Source organism: Streptomyces sp. PSU-S4-23, from assembly GCF_055632315.1.
Genome location: NZ_JBVMUU010000002.1, coordinates 6,722,445 through 6,739,412 on the forward strand (window position 1 = coordinate 6,722,445; position 16,968 = coordinate 6,739,412).

Sequence of the window (16,968 nt, forward strand, 5' to 3'; positions counted from 1 at the left end):
GCCCCCGCCACGGGCGGGGGCTCTGCCGCGTGCGTGCGGTGCCTACGCGGGAACCGACGCCATGCCCGGCGCCAGGAACTTCCTGCCGTTCACGCGCTCGGAGACACCCTCGCGGTCCAGGTACGGCGTGATGCCGCCCAGGTGGAAGGGCCAGCCGGCGCCCGTGATCAGGCAGAGGTCGACGTCCTGGGCCTCGGCGACGACGCCCTCGTCGAGCATCAGGCCGATCTCCTGGGCCACCGCGTCCAGCACCCGGGCGCGGACCTGCTCCTCGGTGAGGACGGTGTCTCCCTGCTTCAGCAGCGCGGCGACCTCCGGGTCCAGCTCCGGCTTGCCGCTGTCGTAGACGTAGAAGCCGCGCTTGCCCGCCTCGACGACCGCCTTGAGGTTCGGGGAGACCTTGAACCGGTCCGGGAAGGCGCCGTGCAGCGTCTGGGACACGTGCAGGCCGATCGCCGGGCCGACCAGCTCCAGCAGCACCAGCGGGGACATCGGCAGACCGAGCGGCTCGACGGCCTTCTCGGCGACCTCGACCGGGGTGCCCTCGTCGATGACGTTCTGGATCTCGCCCATGAAGCGGGTGAGGATGCGGTTGACGACGAACGCTGGGGCGTCCTTCACCAGCACCGCCGTCTTCTTCAGCTTCTTGGCGACGGCGAACGCCGTGGCCAGCGACGCGTCGTCGGTCTGCTCGCCGCGGACGATCTCCAGCAGCGGCAGCACCGCGACCGGGTTGAAGAAGTGGAAGCCGACGACCCGTTCGGGGTGCTTGAGCTTCGACGCCATCTCCGTCACCGAGAGGGAGGAGGTGTTGGTGGCCAGGATCGCGTGCGCCGGTGCGACCGCCTCGACCTCGGCGAACACCTGCTGCTTGACGCCGATCTCCTCGAACACGGCCTCGATGACGAAGTCCGCGTCACGGAAGCCCTCGGCCTTGTCCAGGACACCGGAGACCAGCGCCTTGAGGCGGTTGGCCTTGTCCTGGTTGATCCGGCCCTTGCCGAGCAGCTTGTCGATCTCGGCGTGGACGTAGCCCACTCCCTTGTCGACGCGCTCCTGGTCGATGTCCGTGAGGACGACCGGGACCTCCAGGCGGCGCAGGAAGAGCAGCGCCAGCTGAGAGGCCATCAGGCCGGCGCCGACGACACCGACCTTGGTGACCGGGCGGGCCAGGTTCTTGTCCGGGGCACCCGCCGGGCGCTTGCCGCGCTTCTGGACCAGGTTGAACGCGTAGATGCCGGCACGCAGCTCCCCGCCCATGATCAGGTCGGCGAGGGCCTGGTCCTCGGCGTCGTAGCCCTGCTGCAGGTCGCCGTTCTTCGCCGCGGCGATGATGTCCAGCGCGCGGTAGGCGGCCGGGGCCGCACCGTGCACCTTGCCGTCGGCGATGAAGCGGCCGCGCTCGACGGCCTGGTCCCATGCCTCGCCGCGGTCGATCACCGGGCGCTCGACCTCGATGTCGCCCTTGAGGACCTGCGCCGTCCACAGCAGGGACTGCTCCAGGAAGTCGGCGCCCTCGAAGAGGGCGTCGGCGATGCCGAGCTCGTGGACCTGCCGGCCCCTCAGCTGCTTGTTCTGGTTGAGCGAGTTCTCGATGATGACCGAGACGGCCTTGTCCGCGCCGATCAGGTTCGGCAGCAGGGTGCAGCCGCCCCAGCCGGGGACCAGGCCCAGGAAGACCTCGGGGAGCGAGAACGCCGGGAGCGCCTGCGAGACCGTGCGGTACGTGCAGTGCAGGCCGACCTCGACGCCGCCGCCCATCGCCGCGCCGTTGTAGTACGCGAACGTCGGGACCGCGAGGGCCGACAGCCGCTTGAAGACCTCGTGGCCGCCCTTGCCGATGGCCAGCGCGTCCTCGTGCCGCTGCAGCAGCTCGACGCCCTTGAGATCGGCGCCGACCGCGAAGATGAACGGCTTGCCGGTGATGCCGACGCCGACGATCTCGCCGGCCGCGGCCTCCTTCTCGACCTGGTCGATCGCGGAGTTGAGGTTCGCGAGCGACTGCGGGCCGAAGGTGGTCGGCTTGGTGTGGTCGAAGCCGTTGTCCAGGGTGATGAGGGCGAACCGCCCGGCCCCGAGCGGCAGGTCGAAGTGGCGTACGTGCGCCTGGGTGACGACCTCGTCCGGGAACAGCTCGGCCGCGCCCTTCAACAGCTCAGCGGTGGTGCTCACTTGTCCCCCTCGAAGTGCGGGTTTTCCCAGATGACCGTCGCGCCCATGCCGAAGCCGATGCACATGGTGGTCATGCCGTAGCGGACCTGCGGCTGCTCCTCGAACTGGCGGGCCAGCTGGGTCATCAGGCGGACACCGGAGGAGGCGAGCGGGTGGCCGAAGGCGATGGCGCCGCCGTACTGGTTGACGCGTTCGTCGTCGTCGGCGATGCCGTAGTGGTCGAGGAAGGCCAGGACCTGGACGGCGAACGCCTCGTTGATCTCGAACAGGCCGATGTCGGAGATGGACAGGCCCGCCTTGGCGAGGGCCTTCTCCGTCGCCGGGATCGGGCCGTAGCCCATGACCTCCGGCTCGACGCCCACGAAGGCGTAGGAGACCAGACGCATCCTGACCGGCAGGCCGTTCTCCCGCGCGAAGTCCTCGGAGGCGATGATCGAGGCGGTGGCGCCGTCGTTGAGACCGGCCGCGTTGCCCGCCGTGACCCGGCCGTGGACGCGGAACGGCGTCTTGAGGCCGGCCAGGTTCTCCAGGGTCGTGCCCGGGCGCATCGGCTCGTCCGCCGTGACCAGGCCCCAGCCGGTCTCGCCGCCGTCCGGGTCGGTGCGGCGCACGGAGACCGGCACCAGGTCCTGCTGGATCTTGCCGTTGGCGTACGCCTTGGCGGCCTTCTCCTGCGAGCGCACGGCGTACTCGTCGGCGCGCTGCTTGGTCAGCTGCGGGAAGCGGTCGTGCAGGTTCTCCGCGGTCATGCCCATGAACAGGGCGGACTCGTCGACCAGCTTCTCGCTCACGAACCGCGGGTTCGGGTCGACGGCCTCGCCCATCGGGTGGCGGCCCATGTGCTCCACGCCACCGGCGATGACGGCGTCGTACGCGCCGAACGCGATGGAGCCCGCCGTGGTCGTCACGGCCGTCATCGCGCCCGCGCACATGCGGTCGATCGAGTAGCCGGGCACGGACTTGGGCAGGCCCGCGAGGATGCCCGCGGTGCGGCCGATGGTCAGGCCCTGGTCGCCGATCTGGGTGGTCGCCGCGATGGCGACCTCGTCGATCTTGTGCGGGTCGAGACCCGGGTTGCGGCGCAGCAGCTCCCGGATGGCCTTCACGACGAGGTCGTCGGCGCGGGTCTCGTGGTAGATGCCCTTCGGGCCCGCCTTGCCGAACGGGGTGCGGACGCCGTCGACGAAGACGACGTCCCTGACGGTACGAGGCACGATGGCTCTCCTCCAGGGTGCGGGATGGCACAGCTGCCACGCGCTGAGCGCGCGCTCAGCACTATGCTACTTACGAGTAACCAGGCTGCCCAGTCCAGAGGCCCCAAGCGGTGAAGGTCACACCTCCGGCGGTCGCGCCGGACGGCGTCCGTGCCGCCGCGGCCCCCGCGTCCCTGCATGTCGTGCCCCTCGCGGACGCGCTGTCGTGCCGGTCACTCGGCGGATCCCGGCGTGATCCCGACGCCGGTGTTCCGCTTCCGGGCGTCCCTCCGCCAGCCGGGGCGCGGTGACGGCCCCGCCTCCGGGGGCGCGCCCGCCTCCGGGGGCGCGCCCGCCTCCGGGGGTGCGCCCGCCTCCGGGGGTGCGCCCGCCGCCGGGGAAGGGGCCGCCGCCGGGGAAGGGGCCGCCCCGCGGAGGCGACCCCGGTCCGGGCCTGCTCCGGACCGCCCGTCGCCCCCGGCCGGCAGGCGTCCCTTCAGGGGCGCACCGCCCTCAGTCCTTCCCGGACAGCGCCGCCACCAGAACCGGTGTGACCAGCTCGATCTGCCACTGCCGGGCGCCGTGGCCGAGCAGCGCGGCGGCCACCGTGTCGGGGTCGGCCGGCTTCGGCGGCTCCCAGCACACACGCCGCACGGTGTCCGGAGCGACCAGGTTCTCCTGCGGCATGTTCAGCCGCTCGGCCAGCGCCGAGACGCCGGCCCGGGCGGCGGACAGCCGCGCCGCGGCGGCCGGATCCTTGTCGGCCCACGCACGCGGCGGCGGGGGTCCGGTCACCGGCTGGCCGGGCTGCGGCAGCTCCGCCTCGGGCAGCGCCCTCGCACGGTCGATCGCGGCCTGCCACTGCTCCAGCTGCCGTCGGCCCATGCGGTGCCCGAAGCCGTTCACGGAGGCCAGGGCGTGCATGTTCGGCGGCAGGGCCAGCGCGGCCTCGATGATCGCGGTGTCGCCGAGCACCTTGCCGGGCGAGACGTCCCGGCGCTGTGCGATCTGGTCCCGGGTCTGCCACATCTCCCGGACGACGGCCATCTGCCGGCGGCGGCGCACCTTGTGCATGCCCGACGTACGGCGCCAGGGGTCCCTGCGCGGCTCCGGCGGCGGCGCGGAGGCGATCGCCTCGAACTCCTGCAGCGCCCACTCCAGCTTGCCCTGCCGGTCCAGCTCCTTCTCCAGGGCGTCCCGCAGGTCGACGAGCAGCTCGACGTCGAGGGCGGCATAGCGCAGCCACGGTTCGGGCAGGGGGCGCGACGACCAGTCGACGGCCGAGTGGCCCTTCTCCAGGACGAAGCCCAGCACGTTCTCCACCATCGCGCCCAGCCCCACGCGCGGGAACCCGGCCAGGCGGCCGGCCAGCTCGCTGTCGAACAGCAGCGTCGGCATCATGCCTATCTCGCGCAGGCACGGGAGGTCCTGGGTGGCGGCGTGCAGCACCCACTCCGTACCGGAGATCGCCTGGCCCAGGCCCGACAGGTCGGGGCAGGCCGTGGGGTCGATCAGCGCCGTGCCCGCGCCCTCGCGGCGCAGCTGCACCAGATAGGCGCGCTGGCCGTATCGGTATCCGGACGCGCGTTCGGCGTCCACGGCGACGGGGCCGGTGCCGGCGGCGAAGGCGGTGATCACCTCGTTCAGCGAGACATGGTCGGCGATCACGGGCGGAATGCCGTCCCGCGGCTCAAGCAAGGGGATCGGCGCCGCTTCGACATCGTCCGGAGGGGCGCCTCCGGTGGCTCGCAGTGGGATCTCTGCTGCGGTCTCTTGGGCGTCGGTCACCTGTCAAGGGTATCCGTGTATGGACCGCACCCGCCGACGGAACGTTCCGTCGGCGGGTGCTGGAGGGTCGTAAACCGGTCATGTGTTATGCGTGTCAACGAGGGTTCCGGTGTGGCAGGTGATCCGCGGGACGCGGGGGCGGCGGGGGATGCGGGGCGGGAAGAGGGGCGGCGGGTGGGGAAGTCGGGCGAGGGCGGGAGGGGGCCCGGAATCGGGTCGGCGGCGGCTCGACACGGACGCGGGCCGGGGCGTGCCGCGGGGCCGGGTCAGTGGATGATGCCGGTGCGCAGGGCCACGGCCACCATCCCGGCGCGGTCGCCCGTGCCGAGCTTGCGGGCGATACGGGCGAGATGGCTCTTGACGGTCAGCGCGGACAGGCCCATGGAGACGCCGATCGCCTTGTTGGACTGGCCCTCGGCGACCAGGCGCAGCACCTCCACCTCGCGGCCGGACAGCTCGCGGTACCCGCCCGGGTGGCTCGGGGCGCCCGGGGGGCGGCGGTGCAGACGTGCGGCGGCGGCGCCGATGGGGGCGGCGCCGGGGCGGGTGGGGAGCCCGACGTTCGTCCGGGTGCCGGTGACGACGTAGCCCTTGACTCCGCCCGCGAGGGCGTTGCGGACGGCGCCGATGTCGTCGGCGGCGGACAGGGCGAGGCCGTTGGGCCAGCCCGCGGCGCGGGTCTCCGACAGGAGGGTGAGCCCCGAGCCGTCGGGGAGGTGGACGTCGGCGACGCAGATGTCGCGCGGGTTGCCGATGCGAGGACGGGCCTCCGCGATGGACGACGCCTCGATGACGTCGCGCACTCCGAGCGCCCAGAGGTGGCGGGTGACGGTGGAACGGACCCGTGGGTCGGCCACGACCACCATGGCGGTCGGCTTGTTCGGGCGGTAGGCGACCAGGCTTGCGGGCTGCTCGAGGAGAACGGACACCAGGCCTCCTGGGGGTGCGGGACGGGGCCGGCTCTGGGGATGAAGCCGGGACGAACCGTGCTTTCAAGGTCACAGTCGTCTTCGGCATCAAACTCGTGCTCCTTTAGAGAATGATCACGATTTGGTGAGTAACAATCCGTGCAATTCGGACGCGCGAGCGATCGACTGAGACCGAGTCGGTTCGCTCCTTTATCGATATGGGGCCGAAAGTGGCCGTATCGACAAAGAGATGGCAAGGAGGCCCGTCCATGGGTTGACGCCGGGCGTCAGCGGGACTGCGGCCCCCGCCGCTGCGGCAGCGTCACCACCGAGCCGTCTCCGGGGCCCGCCGGGGGCAGGCCCGCCACCTGGGACAGCAGGTCGCACCAGGAGGCCAGGTGGGCGGCCGTGTCCGGGACGCCGCCGATGCCCTCCCGGGGCGTCCAGGAGGCGCGGATCTCGATCTGCGAGGCGGCCGGGCGCGCGGCGAGCCCGCCGAAGTAGTGCGAGCTCGCGCGCGTGACGGTGCCGCTCGGTTCGCCGTACGACAGCCCGCGGGACTGGAGCGCCCCGGTCAGCCACGACCAGCACACATCGGGCAGCAGGGGGTCGGCGGCCATCTCCGGTTCGAGTTCCGCGCGCACCAGCGTCACCAGGCGGAAGGAGCCCTGCCACGCCTCGTGCCCGGCCGGGTCGTGCAGCAGGACGAGGCGGCCGTCGGCCAGGTCGTCCTCGCCCTCGACGACCGCGGCCTCCAGCGCGTACGTGAACGGGGCGAGGCGCTGTGGCGGGCGCGTCGGCTCGACCTGGATCTCCGGCCGCAGCCGCGCGGCCCCCAGCGCGTCGACCGCGGCGCGGAAGGGCAGCGGAGCCGTGTCCATCGCATTCGGGTCCCCCTCCGTCGCGTCGTCCATTCCGCCAGCGCCGTCCGTCAGTCGTCCCTGAGCCGCAGCCATGCGGGGAAGAGTAAGGGCAGGAAAGCGGGTTCGCAGGGAGAGACACCCGTTGCCTGCGGCGGTTGGCCGGGAACGGCGGGATGCCGTTGCGGGCGTGTCCCGGCCCTCGGCAGCGCGCCGCCCCCGGCGCCCCTCACCCGCGCGGCGTGGGAGACTTCTGGCGTGAGTGTCAACGACCGCCCCGCGACGGGCCAGCCCACAGCGACGTACGACTCCGCCTTCCTCAGGGCGTGCCGGCGCGAGCCCGTGCCGCACACACCGGTGTGGTTCATGCGGCAGGCCGGGCGCTCCCTGCCCGAGTACCGCAAGGTGCGCGAGGGCATCCCCATGCTGGAGTCCTGCATGCGGCCCGAGCTGGTCACCGAGATCACTCTCCAGCCGGTGCGCCGGCACGGCGTGGACGCCGCGATCTACTTCAGCGACATCGTCGTCCCCCTCAAGGCCATCGGCCTCGACCTCGACATCAAGCCCGGTGTCGGCCCGGTCGTCGCCCAGCCGATCCGCTCCCGCGCCGACCTCGACCGGCTGCGCGACCTGACCCCCGAGGACGTCTCCTACGTCACCGAGGCCGTGCGGCTGCTCACCGCCGAACTGGGCGCCACCCCGCTGATCGGTTTCGCGGGCGCGCCCTTCACGCTGGCGAGCTACCTCATCGAGGGCGGCCCCTCGCGGACGTACGAGCACACCAAGGCGCTCATGCACGGCGACCCGCGGCTGTGGGCGGACCTGGTGGACCGGCTCGCCGACATCACCGCCGCCTTCCTGAAGGTGCAGATCGAGGCGGGCGCCTCCGCGATCCAGCTCTTCGACTCGTGGGCCGGTGCCCTGGCCCCCGCCGACTACCGCCGCTCGGTGCTGCCGGCCTCGGCCAAGGTCTTCCGCGCGGTCGAGGGGTACGGGGTCCCCCGCATCCACTTCGGCGTCGGCACCGGCGAGTTGCTCGGTCTGATGGGCGAGGCCGGCGCGGACGTCGTCGGCGTCGACTGGCGCGTTCCGCTGGACGAGGCGGCCCGCAGGGTCGGCCCCGGCAAGGCACTCCAGGGCAACCTCGACCCGGCGGTCCTCTTCGCCCCGCAGGAGGCCGTCGAGGCCAAGACCCGCGAGGTGCTCGACGCCGCCGCCGGTCTGGAGGGCCATGTCTTCAACCTCGGCCACGGCGTGCTGCCGTCGACCGACCCGGACGCCCTCACCCGGCTCGTCGAGTACGTCCACGCGCAGACGGCGCGCTGAGCCGCCCCGCCGCACCCGCTTCGGAGCACACCGCCCCCGCCGCACCCGCTCCGGCGCACACCGCCTCCGGCGCACACCGCCCGTCGGCTCACCAGCCGGGCCGCGCGCGCCTGCCCCACAGCAGGCCGCGCGGCTCGGGCGGCGGCGGGGTGCCCGGGCGCAGCGGCCAGGCCAGGGCCATGCCCACCACGAAGCCGACGACATGGGCCGCATAGGCCACGGTCCCGGCCGAGGAGACACCGCCCCCGGACGAGTAGACCGCCTGCAGCGCGAACCAGAAGCCGAGCACGATCCACGCCGGCAGCCGCAGCGGCAGGAAGATCAGGAACGGCACCAGGACCCAGACCCTGGCCCGGGGGTAGAGCACCAGATAGGCGCCCAGCACGCCCGCGATGGCCCCCGACGCGCCGATCAGCGGGTCGCTGGAGGTGTCGTTGAAGTACGCGAAGCCGTACGCCGCCGCGTACCCGCAGACGAGGTAGAACAGCGTGAAGCGGACATGGCCGAGGCGGTCCTCGACGTTGTTGCCGAAGATCAGCAGGAACAGCATGTTGCCCAGCAGATGCAGCCAGCTGCCGTGCAGGAACATCGCCGTGAAGACCGACGCCGGCGGTGACTTGTGGTACTCCGGTGGCGCCACCACACAGCCCGCGCCGTGCGGACCGACGCCGATCTCGCCGGTGGGGACGAGCCGCGGCAACTGGTCGTGGATCAACTCCCTCGGCACCGCCGCGTAGTGCTCCAGGAACGCCTGCAGGTGGCACAGCTGCGACAGATCGCTCCGGCCCGCCACCGAGCCCGCTATACCGGGGGTGAGCAGGAAGACGACGAAGTTGGCCGCGATCAGCGCGTACGTCACATAGGGCGTACGGCGCACCGGGTTCACGTCACGGACGGGGATGACCACAAGGAAGTAGTGCCCTGGACCGGCCGGACGAATCGGTGAACGCGGCGGCGCGCGCGTCCGTATGTCTCCTCAACCGCCCGCGGTGCGGGGAAGGCGTGTCGCGGGGACGACGTGAGGAACAGGCGATGAACGACCGAGTTACTCCTCCGATCCACGCTCTGCCCGACGGTGAGGCCGAGGTCGCCCTGGTGATCCGTCTGCCCTGGGAGGACGTCGCCCGGCTCGGTCAGGAGGCCGGGCGGCTCGCATCCCAGATGCAGCGCCCCGTGACCCTCGACGAGGCCGTCAGCCACCGCCTGCGCTCCACGCGGCCGGCGGCCCACGCCAAGCCGGCGGGCGCCCAGCCGCAGCCGGCCGCCATGGCCTCCAGCGCCTCCGTGTCGTCGTTGCCCGCCCGGCCGCCGGCCGAGCAGGCCCGGCAGGCGATCGAGCGGATCAACGGGGGCGGCCAGCACGAGACGGCCTGACCGTTCGCGGCCCCGTGACGTCGCGGTCCCGCGCGCACGGGGCGGCCCGGTCACCCGCGGTTCTTCCGCACCGCCGCAGCCGCCTTCCGCGCCGCCACCAGAACCGGGTCCCACACCGGTGAGAACGGAGGCGCGTAGCCCAGGTCCAGGGCCGTCATCCCCTCGACCGTCATCCGCGCGGTCAACGCGACCGCCGCGATGTCGACGCGCTTGGCCGCGCCCTCCCGGCCGACGATCTGGACGCCGAGCAGCCGTCCCGTGCCGCGCTCGGCGAGCATCTTCACGGTCATGGGCGAGGCGTTCGGGTAGTAGCCCGCGCGGCTGGTCGACTCGATGGTGACCGTCTCGTACTGCAGGCCCGCCCTGCGCGCGTCCTTCTCACGCAGGCCGGTCCGGGCGATCTCCAGGTCGCAGACCTTGCTCACCGCCGTGCCGACGACGCCGGGGAACGTGGCGTATCCGCCGCCCGCATTGGTGCCGATGACCTGACCGTGCTTGTTGGCGTGCGTGCCCAGGGCGATGTGCCGCTCGCGCCCGGAGACCAGGTCCAGGACCTCGACACAGTCGCCGCCGGCCCAGACGTCCTCGTGGCCGCGCACCCGCATCGCGAGGTCGGTGAGCAGCCCGCCGTGCTCGCCGAGCGGCAGCCCGGCCGCCTTCGCGAGCGCCGTCTCCGGGCGTACGCCGATACCCAGGACGACCACGTCCGCCGGGTACTCGGCGGCCTCCGTGCCGACCGCCCGGACCCGCCCGTCGTCCCCGGTGAGGATCTTGGTGACCTCCGCGTCGTTCACCATGGTGATGCCGAGGCCCTCCATGGCGCGGTGCACGAGCCGGCCCATGTCCGGGTCGAGCGTGGCCATGGGCTCGCTGCCGCGGTTGACGACGGTGACCTCGTGGCCGCGGTTGATCAGCGCCTCGGCCATCTCCACGCCGATGTAGCCGGCGCCGACGACCACCGCGCGGCGCCCCCGCGTGGCGGTCAGCGTGTCCAGCAGCGCCTGGCCGTCGTCCAGGGTCTGCACCCCGTGCACCCCCGGTGCGTCGACGCCGGGCAGGTCGGGGCGGACCGGCCGGGCGCCGGTCGCGATCACGAGTTTGTCGTACCGGGTCCACCCCTCGGTCCCGGAATCGACGTCCCGCGCGCGTACCCGCCGCCCCGCGACGTCGATCTCCACGACCTCGGTGCGCATCCGCAGGTCGATGCCGCGAGCCCGGTGCTCCTCGGGCGTCCGGGCGACCAGTTCGTCCCGCGTGGCGACGTCGCCGCCCACCCAGTAGGGGATGCCGCACGCCGAGAAGGAGGAGAAGTGGCCGCGTTCGAACGCCACGATCTCCAACTCGTCGGGGCCCTTGAGGCGGCGCGCCTGCGACGCGGCGGCCATGCCGGCCGCGTCGCCGCCGATGACGACCAGGCGCTCCCGCGAACGGTTCGTACGGCTCATGCTCATGCGGACACGCTACGGGGACGGGCCGTCTCAGTTCCGCTCACCCCGTTCTTCCCGCCGCTGGACGGGCCCGGGTGCCGTACCGGCCACGGGAAACGGGCCAGGCGCGGCCGGAGCGGCAGCGGCGGTAGCAGCGGCAGTGGCAGCGGCAGCGGGAACGGACGCGGGCGCCGGGCGGCGCGGCAGCCTGGGGCGCACGAACCGCACCCACACCACCGCCAGCAGGGCCGCGAACACCGCGAACGGAAGGGCCGCGCCGATCGCCAGGGCGATCCAGCGCAGCATCGTCACGAAGACGTCCCAGCCGCCCGCCAGCGCGTCCACGAACCCGGGCCGGTCGTCCTTCGACGCCTTCCTCACCGGCGTCTGCGACAGGGAGAGCGTGACGGTGGCCAGACTGGTGCGGTCCTTCAGCGACGCCTGCTGGGCCAGCAGCGCCTCCAGATCGGCCTCACGGGAGCTCAACTCCCCTTCCAGCGCGACGACATCACTGAGCCTGGTGGCCCTGTCCATGAGCTCGCGCACCCGCGCCACACTGGCACGCTGCGACGTGATGCGGCTGTCCACGTCGACGACCTGACCGGTGACGTCCTCGGCCCTCGCCGTGCGGTCGACCAGCCTGCCCGCACCCTGCAGCCCGGTGAGCACCTCGTCGTACTTCGCGGTGGGCACGCGCAGCACGAGCCGGGTGCGTTCATGGCCCTCGGCGTCGCGGCTGGTGCTCTCGCTGCCGACGAACCCGCCCGCGTTCTCGACGGTCGTCCGGGCCTCGTCGAGCGCCTTGGGCACGTCCTCGACCTGCACGGTGAGGGACGCCGTGCGGATGATGTCGTTCGCGGGCAGCTTCGGCGCGGCCGTGCGCGCCCGTGAGGCGCCGCCGCCGGCGCTGTCGGCGGCGCCCTGCCGCCGGCCGTCCGGCGCGGCGGCCTTGGCCCCGCCGCCACCGGCGGCGCTCTTGTCGTCGGCGCCGCCGGCGCTGCAGCCGGCGACCGCCAGCGTGGCGGCGAGCAGCGCCGCGGCCAGCATCCTGACCGGTCGTACCGAGCGTGGAGGAGTGTGCATGTGGTCCTACCCCCGAGGGTCGTCGTGACGGACGCCTCTTCGACGCCGGGCCAGCGCGGAACGTTGGCCGGATCCGGTCCCAATGGGGTCACGTTCGGGACTCGGCAGGGACACCTGGCCCATGGGGGAGGGCCTATCGGGTCTGAGAGGCTGGGGGCATGAGCGCTACGGAGAACCGCGCGGGCGCGCGGCATGTCGTCGTCATAGGAGGCGGGATCGCGGGCCTGGCCGCCGCCCACCGGCTGCTGGAGCGCGGTGCGCGCGTGACGGTGCTGGAGGCGTCGGACCGGGTCGGGGGCAAGCTGCTGCCCGGCGAGATCGCGGGCGTGCGCGTCGACCTCGGCGCCGAGTCGATGCTGGCGCGGCGGCCCGAGGCGGTGGCGCTCGCCCGTGAGGTGGGCCTCGCGGACAGCCTCCAGGCGCCGGCCACCGCCGCCGCCTCCCTGTGGACCCGCGGTGCGCTGCGCCCCATGCCCAAGGGGCACGTCATGGGCGTCCCCGGCACCGCGTCCGCCCTGGCGGGCGTGCTGTCCGAGGAGGGGGTGCGCCGCATCGAGCGCGAGAGGGAGCTGCCGCGCACGGAGGTCGGCGACGATGTGGCGGTGGGGGAGTACGTGGCGGAGCGACTCGGCCGCGAGGTCGTCGACCGCCTCGTGGAGCCCATGCTCGGCGGGGTGTACGCGGGTGACGCGTACCGCATCTCGATGCGCTCGGCGGTGCCGCAGCTCTTCCAGGCGGCCCGCACGCACGACTCGCTGACGGAAGCGGTCCGCGAGATGCAGGAGAAGGCGGCCGCGGCCCCGCGGACGGGCCCGGTGTTCATGGGCCTCCACGGCGGCGTCGGCACGCTTCCGCTCGCCGTCGCCGAGTCGGTGGCGGCACGGGGCGGCGACATCCAGCTGAAGACCACGGCGGACCGGCTCGACCGCACCCCCGACGGCTGGGAGGTGCTGGTCGGGAACGACCCGCTGCGGGCGGACGCGGTGGTCCTCGCGGTTCCCGCTCCCGAGGCCGCCCGTCTGCTGAGCACCGTGTCCCCCGGGGCCGCCGCGGAACTGCGCGCCGTCGAATACGCCTCCATGGCCCTCGTCACCCTGGCCTACGACCGCGCCGACGTCACCCTGCCCGAGGGCAGCGGCTTCCTCGTGCCGCCGGTCGACGGGCACACCATCAAGGCGTCGACCTTCGCCTCCCAGAAGTGGGGCTGGCTCGCCGACGAGGACCCGAACGTGGTCGTGCTCAGGACGTCCCTCGGCCGCTACGGCGAGACGGAGATCCTGGAGCACGAGGACGCCGACCTCGTGTCCGTCTCGCGCAGCGACCTGCGCGAGGCGACCGGCCTGGACGCCACGCCGCTGGAGACCCGCGTCACCCGCTGGCACGACGGCCTGCCGCAGTACCCGGTCGGCCACCACGCGCGCGTGGCCCGTGTCCGCGAGCACATCGCCGGGCTCTCGGGACTCGCCGTGTGCGGCGCGGCGTACGACGGGGTCGGCATCCCCGCCTGCATCGCGAGCGCGAACGCCGCCGTGGACCAGCTCGACGGCGACCTGGGCGGAGCGCGGGAGCTCACCGCCCACCCGGTGCAGAGCCTTCACGGCGGAGCAGGAGAATAGGCGCATGAGTGACGACGCCCCCACCACCGAGTCCGGCAGGATCCCCAACAAGGGCAAGCTGGCCAAGGACCTCAACGAGGTCATCCGCTACACGCTGTGGTCCGTCTTCAAGCTGAAGGACGTGCTGCCCGAGGACCGCGCCGGTTACGCCGACGAGGTCCAGGAGCTGTTCGACCAGCTCGCCGCGAAGGACGTGACCGTCCGGGGCACGTACGACGTGTCCGGACTGCGCGCCGACGCCGACCTCATGATCTGGTGGCACGCCGAGAGCAGCGACCAGCTGCAGGAGGCGTACAACCTCTTCCGCCGCACCAGGCTGGGGCGTGGGCTGACGCCGGTCTGGTCGAACATGGCGCTGCACCGCCCCGCCGAGTTCAACCGCTCGCACATCCCGGCGTTCCTCGCCGACGAGACGCCGCGCAACTACGTCAGCGTCTACCCCTTCGTGCGCTCGTACGAGTGGTACCTGCTGCCGGAGGAGGACCGCCGCCGCATGCTCGCGGACCACGGCAAGATGGCCCGCGGCTTCCCGGACGTGCGGGCCAACACGGTCGCCTCGTTCTCCCTCGGCGACTACGAGTGGCTGCTGGCCTTCGAGGCCGACGAACTGCACCGCATCGTCGACCTCATGCGCCATCTGCGCGGCGCGGAGGCGCGAAGGCACGTGCGCGAGGAGATCCCGTTCTTCACGGGCCGCCGCAAGTCGGTCGCGGAACTCGTCGCCGGGCTCGCCTGACCGCGCCCACCGGGGCACGGGCACCGTCCCGTGCCCCTGGCGTCCCGTGCCCTCGGCGCGCAGATCCGCTCCGCTCAGCGTCGCAGCAGGACCCGGCGAGCGGCTCGGGCCAGCCGGGCCGCGGGATGCCGGGACGGCGGGGTCGGGCCGGAGCGCTCCAGCCACCAGGCACGCAGCCGGCGCCGCGCCTCGGCGTCCTCGGGCCGCCCGGCGAGCAGCAGATGCCCGGCGAAGTCGAGGGCGTCACGGCGGTAGCCGCCGGTCATCGGACGGCCCTGGGCGTACGCCAGGAAGGCGTCCCGGTACGCCTCCTTGAGGATCCCGGGCAGCTCCGGCGCGATCTTCGCCACGACGCCGGCCCGCTTGGCGGCGAGGGCGCGCGCCTGCACCCCGAGCCGCACGCGGTCGAACCCCTCGGGCACGGGCGTGCCGGCGACGAGGGACGACAGCAGCGCGGCCTGGGCCAGCGCGATCCGCTGCCGGGCGGGGCCGGTGTCGCCGCCCGCGGCCGGCGCCGTGGTGCCGTCCGCCGTCCCCGGCGCGGCAGGCCGCCGTCCCTCCGTCACCACCGCCCTCATCACCGCCGTGTCCACCGCCGTGTCCACCGTCTCCCGGATGGCGGCCAACTCCCGCTCCAGTTCGGCCGCTTCGGGGAAGTTGTCGTCGCGTTCCAGGAGCACACCGGGCGGCGTGGCGCGGGACGCGAGGTCGGCCAGGATGTCGAGGACCGGCCGGGGCACGGGGTGGGCGTGGCTGTCGTGCCAGACGCCGTCGCGTTCGAAGCCGCCCGCGACATGGACGTACGCGATGGCCTCGACGGGCAGCTCGGCCAGCGCCCCGGCCGGGTCCTCACCCCGGTTGACGTGGTTGGTGTGGAGGTTCGCGACGTCGATCAGCAGCCGTACGCCGGTGCGGTCGGCCAGCTCGTACAGGAACTGGCCCTCCGTCATCTCCTCGCCCGGCCAGGAGATCAGCGCCGCGATGTTCTCCACGGCGAGCGGCACCGGCAGCGCGTCCTGGGCGATGCGTATGTTCTCGCACAGGACGTCCAGCGCGTCGCGGGTGCGCGGGACGGGAAGCAGGTGCCCGGCCTCCATCGAGGGCGACGCGGTCATCGGGCCGCCCGCCCGCACGAACGCGATGTGCTCGGTGACCAGCGGCGAGCCCAGCGCCTCGGCCCGCTCCGCGAGGGCGGCCAGCCGTGCCTCGTCGGGACGGTCGGCGCCGCCGAGGCCGAGGGAGACACCGTGCGGGACGACCGTGACACCGCGCTCGCGCAGGCGCCGCAGCGACTCGGGCAGGTGCCCGGGGCACACGTTCTCGGCCACGGTCTCCACCCAGTCGATGCCCGGCATGCGCTCCACGGCGCCGGCGATCTCCGGCCGCCATCCGATGCCCGTTCCCAGTCGCTTCATCGTCCCCTCCCACCACGGATCCACCGGGACGTGGGGTGCGGTCCCCGACCGCACCGCGGTGGCCCCACGTCCCCGTCGACGGGCTGCCGCTGCCGGTGTGACCGAGTCATGGCCCCGGCCGCCCGCCCCGAACCCCTCTGCGGGGACGTTCAGAGCAACATTTGAGGTTGCCTCCGCGCTGCCCGCCGCCGTACGGGTGCCGGCGGGTGCCGGAGGGCGGTGGTGCGCACCGGTGGCGCCGGAGCGCCGCGGGCCCGTCAGGCCCGGCGCAGGGCCGGATGGTCCGCCACCACCGTGCAGCTGCCGGGGGCGATCTCCGTGAACCCCGCGTCCCGCACCGACGGCAGCCCCGAGCCGGTGAGTTCGCGCCACCGCTCGGGGGCGGCGGTGCGGACGGCGAGGGCGAAGCCCGCGTCGCGCCAGGACACACGCCCCTCGTCGGGCAGGGCCCACCAGGCGAGTTGGGCGCCGTGGCCGGCCTGGGCCATCGCCTTGCCCGCCGACATCTCCAGCTCCGGGTTCAGCCACAGCACGGGGGTCTCGGGGCCGGCCTCGACCGGTGGCTCGGGGTCGTCCAGGTCCGTGCCCGACACCTGCAGCCGGGCCAGGTCCTTGGGCCAGCCGTCCAGCGGGACGGGCGGGAAGACGCGCACCTCCGCCGACTTGCCCGTCACGGTGATGCCCGGCAGCGCCGCGGCGCGCCGCCACTCCGCGCCCCGGGCCCGCCGCACCACCTTGCGGATCCGCGCGTCCTGCCAGTCCCGCATCGCCCGGGCCCACTCGCCCCCACCCAGCGAGCGCTCGTCGCTGAGGATCACGAGCACGGCGCGCGCCGCGGTCTCCAGCGCGTCCGTACGCGCCGGGGGAGCGGCGCGCTCGATACGCACGACCAGCGGCAGCACGAACTGCGGCGCCTCGTCGCGCGCGTTGTGCTCCGCGCGGACGGGGCCGTCCTGGGGGGAGGCCGCCGCGGCGGCCGGAGTCCGGTCACTGCTCACGGCCTCCAGTCTGCCAGGCGCAAGATCGGGCCATCGGGGCACGGAGGCGGCGCAATCACCCTGCGTACCTTC

General features: G+C 73.4%; 14 protein-coding genes. 4 read left to right on the forward strand and 10 right to left on the reverse strand.

From position 1 onward, the window contains the following. Positions 1–42 precede the first annotated feature (42 nt). The 5 genes from ACZ79I_RS30550 to ACZ79I_RS30570 all read right to left on the reverse strand — a co-directional run bounded on the left by ACZ79I_RS30550 (position 43) and on the right by ACZ79I_RS30570 (position 6,975). Entirely contained in the window at positions 43–2,172 is a 2,130-nt protein-coding gene (locus ACZ79I_RS30550; RefSeq protein ID WP_471501452.1) for a 3-hydroxyacyl-CoA dehydrogenase NAD-binding domain-containing protein, read from the reverse strand. After that, the gene (locus ACZ79I_RS30555) at positions 2,169–3,386 is read right to left on the reverse strand and encodes a thiolase family protein (protein WP_471501454.1); all 1,218 of its coding nucleotides are present in this window, start codon (positions 3,384–3,386) and stop codon (positions 2,169–2,171) included. The genes ACZ79I_RS30550 and ACZ79I_RS30555 overlap by 4 nt, the downstream gene beginning before the upstream one ends. A gap of 492 nt (positions 3,387–3,878) precedes the next feature. Beyond that, on the reverse strand, positions 3,879–5,153 hold the full coding sequence (locus tag ACZ79I_RS30560; RefSeq protein ID WP_471501456.1) for an HRDC domain-containing protein: 1,275 nt from the start codon (positions 5,151–5,153) through the stop codon (positions 3,879–3,881). A gap of 266 nt (positions 5,154–5,419) precedes the next feature. Further along, entirely contained in the window at positions 5,420–6,082 is a 663-nt protein-coding gene (locus tag ACZ79I_RS30565; RefSeq protein ID WP_003993737.1) for a response regulator transcription factor, read from the reverse strand. 266 nt (positions 6,083–6,348) lie between these two features. Continuing rightward, a complete protein-coding gene (locus tag ACZ79I_RS30570) occupies positions 6,349–6,975 on the reverse strand; it encodes a DUF3000 domain-containing protein (protein WP_471505318.1) in 627 nt (208 codons plus the stop codon). Positions 6,976–7,179: 204 nt separating this feature from the next. On the opposite strand from ACZ79I_RS30570, the gene hemE reads away from it, so the two are divergent. After that, entirely contained in the window at positions 7,180–8,247 is a 1,068-nt protein-coding gene (gene hemE / locus ACZ79I_RS30575) for a uroporphyrinogen decarboxylase (RefSeq protein WP_471501458.1), read from the forward strand. Between the two features lie 88 nt (positions 8,248–8,335). Here hemE and ACZ79I_RS30580 read toward each other — a convergent pair whose 3' ends face one another. Then, on the reverse strand, positions 8,336–9,154 hold the full coding sequence (locus ACZ79I_RS30580; protein WP_471501460.1) for a rhomboid family intramembrane serine protease: 819 nt from the start codon (positions 9,152–9,154) through the stop codon (positions 8,336–8,338). 125 nt (positions 9,155–9,279) lie between these two features. Between ACZ79I_RS30580 and ACZ79I_RS30585 the strand changes: the two genes are divergently transcribed. After that, positions 9,280–9,621: a hypothetical protein gene (locus tag ACZ79I_RS30585; protein ID WP_381078085.1), complete on the forward strand. Its 342-nt coding sequence runs from the start codon at positions 9,280–9,282 to the stop codon at positions 9,619–9,621. Positions 9,622–9,671: 50 nt separating this feature from the next. On the opposite strand, the gene ACZ79I_RS30590 is transcribed toward ACZ79I_RS30585, so the two are convergent. Further along, positions 9,672–11,072, reverse strand: a complete 1,401-nt coding sequence (locus ACZ79I_RS30590) for an FAD-dependent oxidoreductase (protein ID WP_471501462.1) — start codon at positions 11,070–11,072, stop codon at positions 9,672–9,674. Positions 11,073–11,099: 27 nt separating this feature from the next. Next, the gene (locus tag ACZ79I_RS30595; RefSeq protein ID WP_471501464.1) at positions 11,100–12,131 is read right to left on the reverse strand and encodes a DUF4349 domain-containing protein; all 1,032 of its coding nucleotides are present in this window, start codon (positions 12,129–12,131) and stop codon (positions 11,100–11,102) included. Positions 12,132–12,289: 158 nt separating this feature from the next. Between ACZ79I_RS30595 and hemG the strand changes: the two genes are divergently transcribed. Together hemG and hemQ are read left to right on the forward strand one after the other, a co-directional pair. After that, positions 12,290–13,747 (forward strand): protoporphyrinogen oxidase, encoded by a 1,458-nt coding sequence (hemG, locus tag ACZ79I_RS30600; RefSeq protein ID WP_471501466.1) that lies wholly within the window; start codon positions 12,290–12,292, stop codon positions 13,745–13,747. A 4-nt stretch (positions 13,748–13,751) separates the two neighbouring features. Beyond that, complete coding sequence (gene hemQ / locus ACZ79I_RS30605; protein ID WP_471501468.1) at positions 13,752–14,483, forward strand: hydrogen peroxide-dependent heme synthase; 732 nt, start codon at positions 13,752–13,754, stop codon at positions 14,481–14,483. Positions 14,484–14,557: 74 nt separating this feature from the next. Here the strand turns inward: hemQ and ACZ79I_RS30610 are convergent, their stop codons facing one another. Continuing rightward, positions 14,558–15,898 (reverse strand): multinuclear nonheme iron-dependent oxidase, encoded by a 1,341-nt coding sequence (locus tag ACZ79I_RS30610; RefSeq protein WP_471501470.1) that lies wholly within the window; start codon positions 15,896–15,898, stop codon positions 14,558–14,560. Between the two features lie 257 nt (positions 15,899–16,155). Next, positions 16,156–16,896, reverse strand: coding sequence for a peptidyl-tRNA hydrolase (locus tag ACZ79I_RS30615; protein WP_471501472.1), 741 nt, complete (start codon positions 16,894–16,896; stop codon positions 16,156–16,158). Between the last annotated feature and the right edge of the window lie 72 nt (positions 16,897–16,968).

What these genes read in the sequence shown, in the direction of transcription:
- ACZ79I_RS30570 (WP_471505318.1), bottom strand. Translation starts at nt 6,975, where the DNA reads ATGGACGACGCGACGGAGGGGGACCCGAATGCGATGGACACGGCTCCG.
- ACZ79I_RS30585 (WP_381078085.1), top strand. Translation starts at nt 9,280, where the DNA reads ATGAACGACCGAGTTACTCCTCCGATCCACGCTCTGCCCGACGGTGAG.
- ACZ79I_RS30590 (WP_471501462.1), bottom strand. Translation starts at nt 11,072, where the DNA reads ATGAGCATGAGCCGTACGAACCGTTCGCGGGAGCGCCTGGTCGTCATC.
- ACZ79I_RS30595 (WP_471501464.1), bottom strand. Translation starts at nt 12,131, where the DNA reads ATGCACACTCCTCCACGCTCGGTACGACCGGTCAGGATGCTGGCCGCG.
- hemG (WP_471501466.1), top strand. Translation starts at nt 12,290, where the DNA reads ATGAGCGCTACGGAGAACCGCGCGGGCGCGCGGCATGTCGTCGTCATA.
- hemQ (WP_471501468.1), top strand. Translation starts at nt 13,752, where the DNA reads ATGAGTGACGACGCCCCCACCACCGAGTCCGGCAGGATCCCCAACAAG.
- ACZ79I_RS30610 (WP_471501470.1), bottom strand. Translation starts at nt 15,898, where the DNA reads ATGAAGCGACTGGGAACGGGCATCGGATGGCGGCCGGAGATCGCCGGC.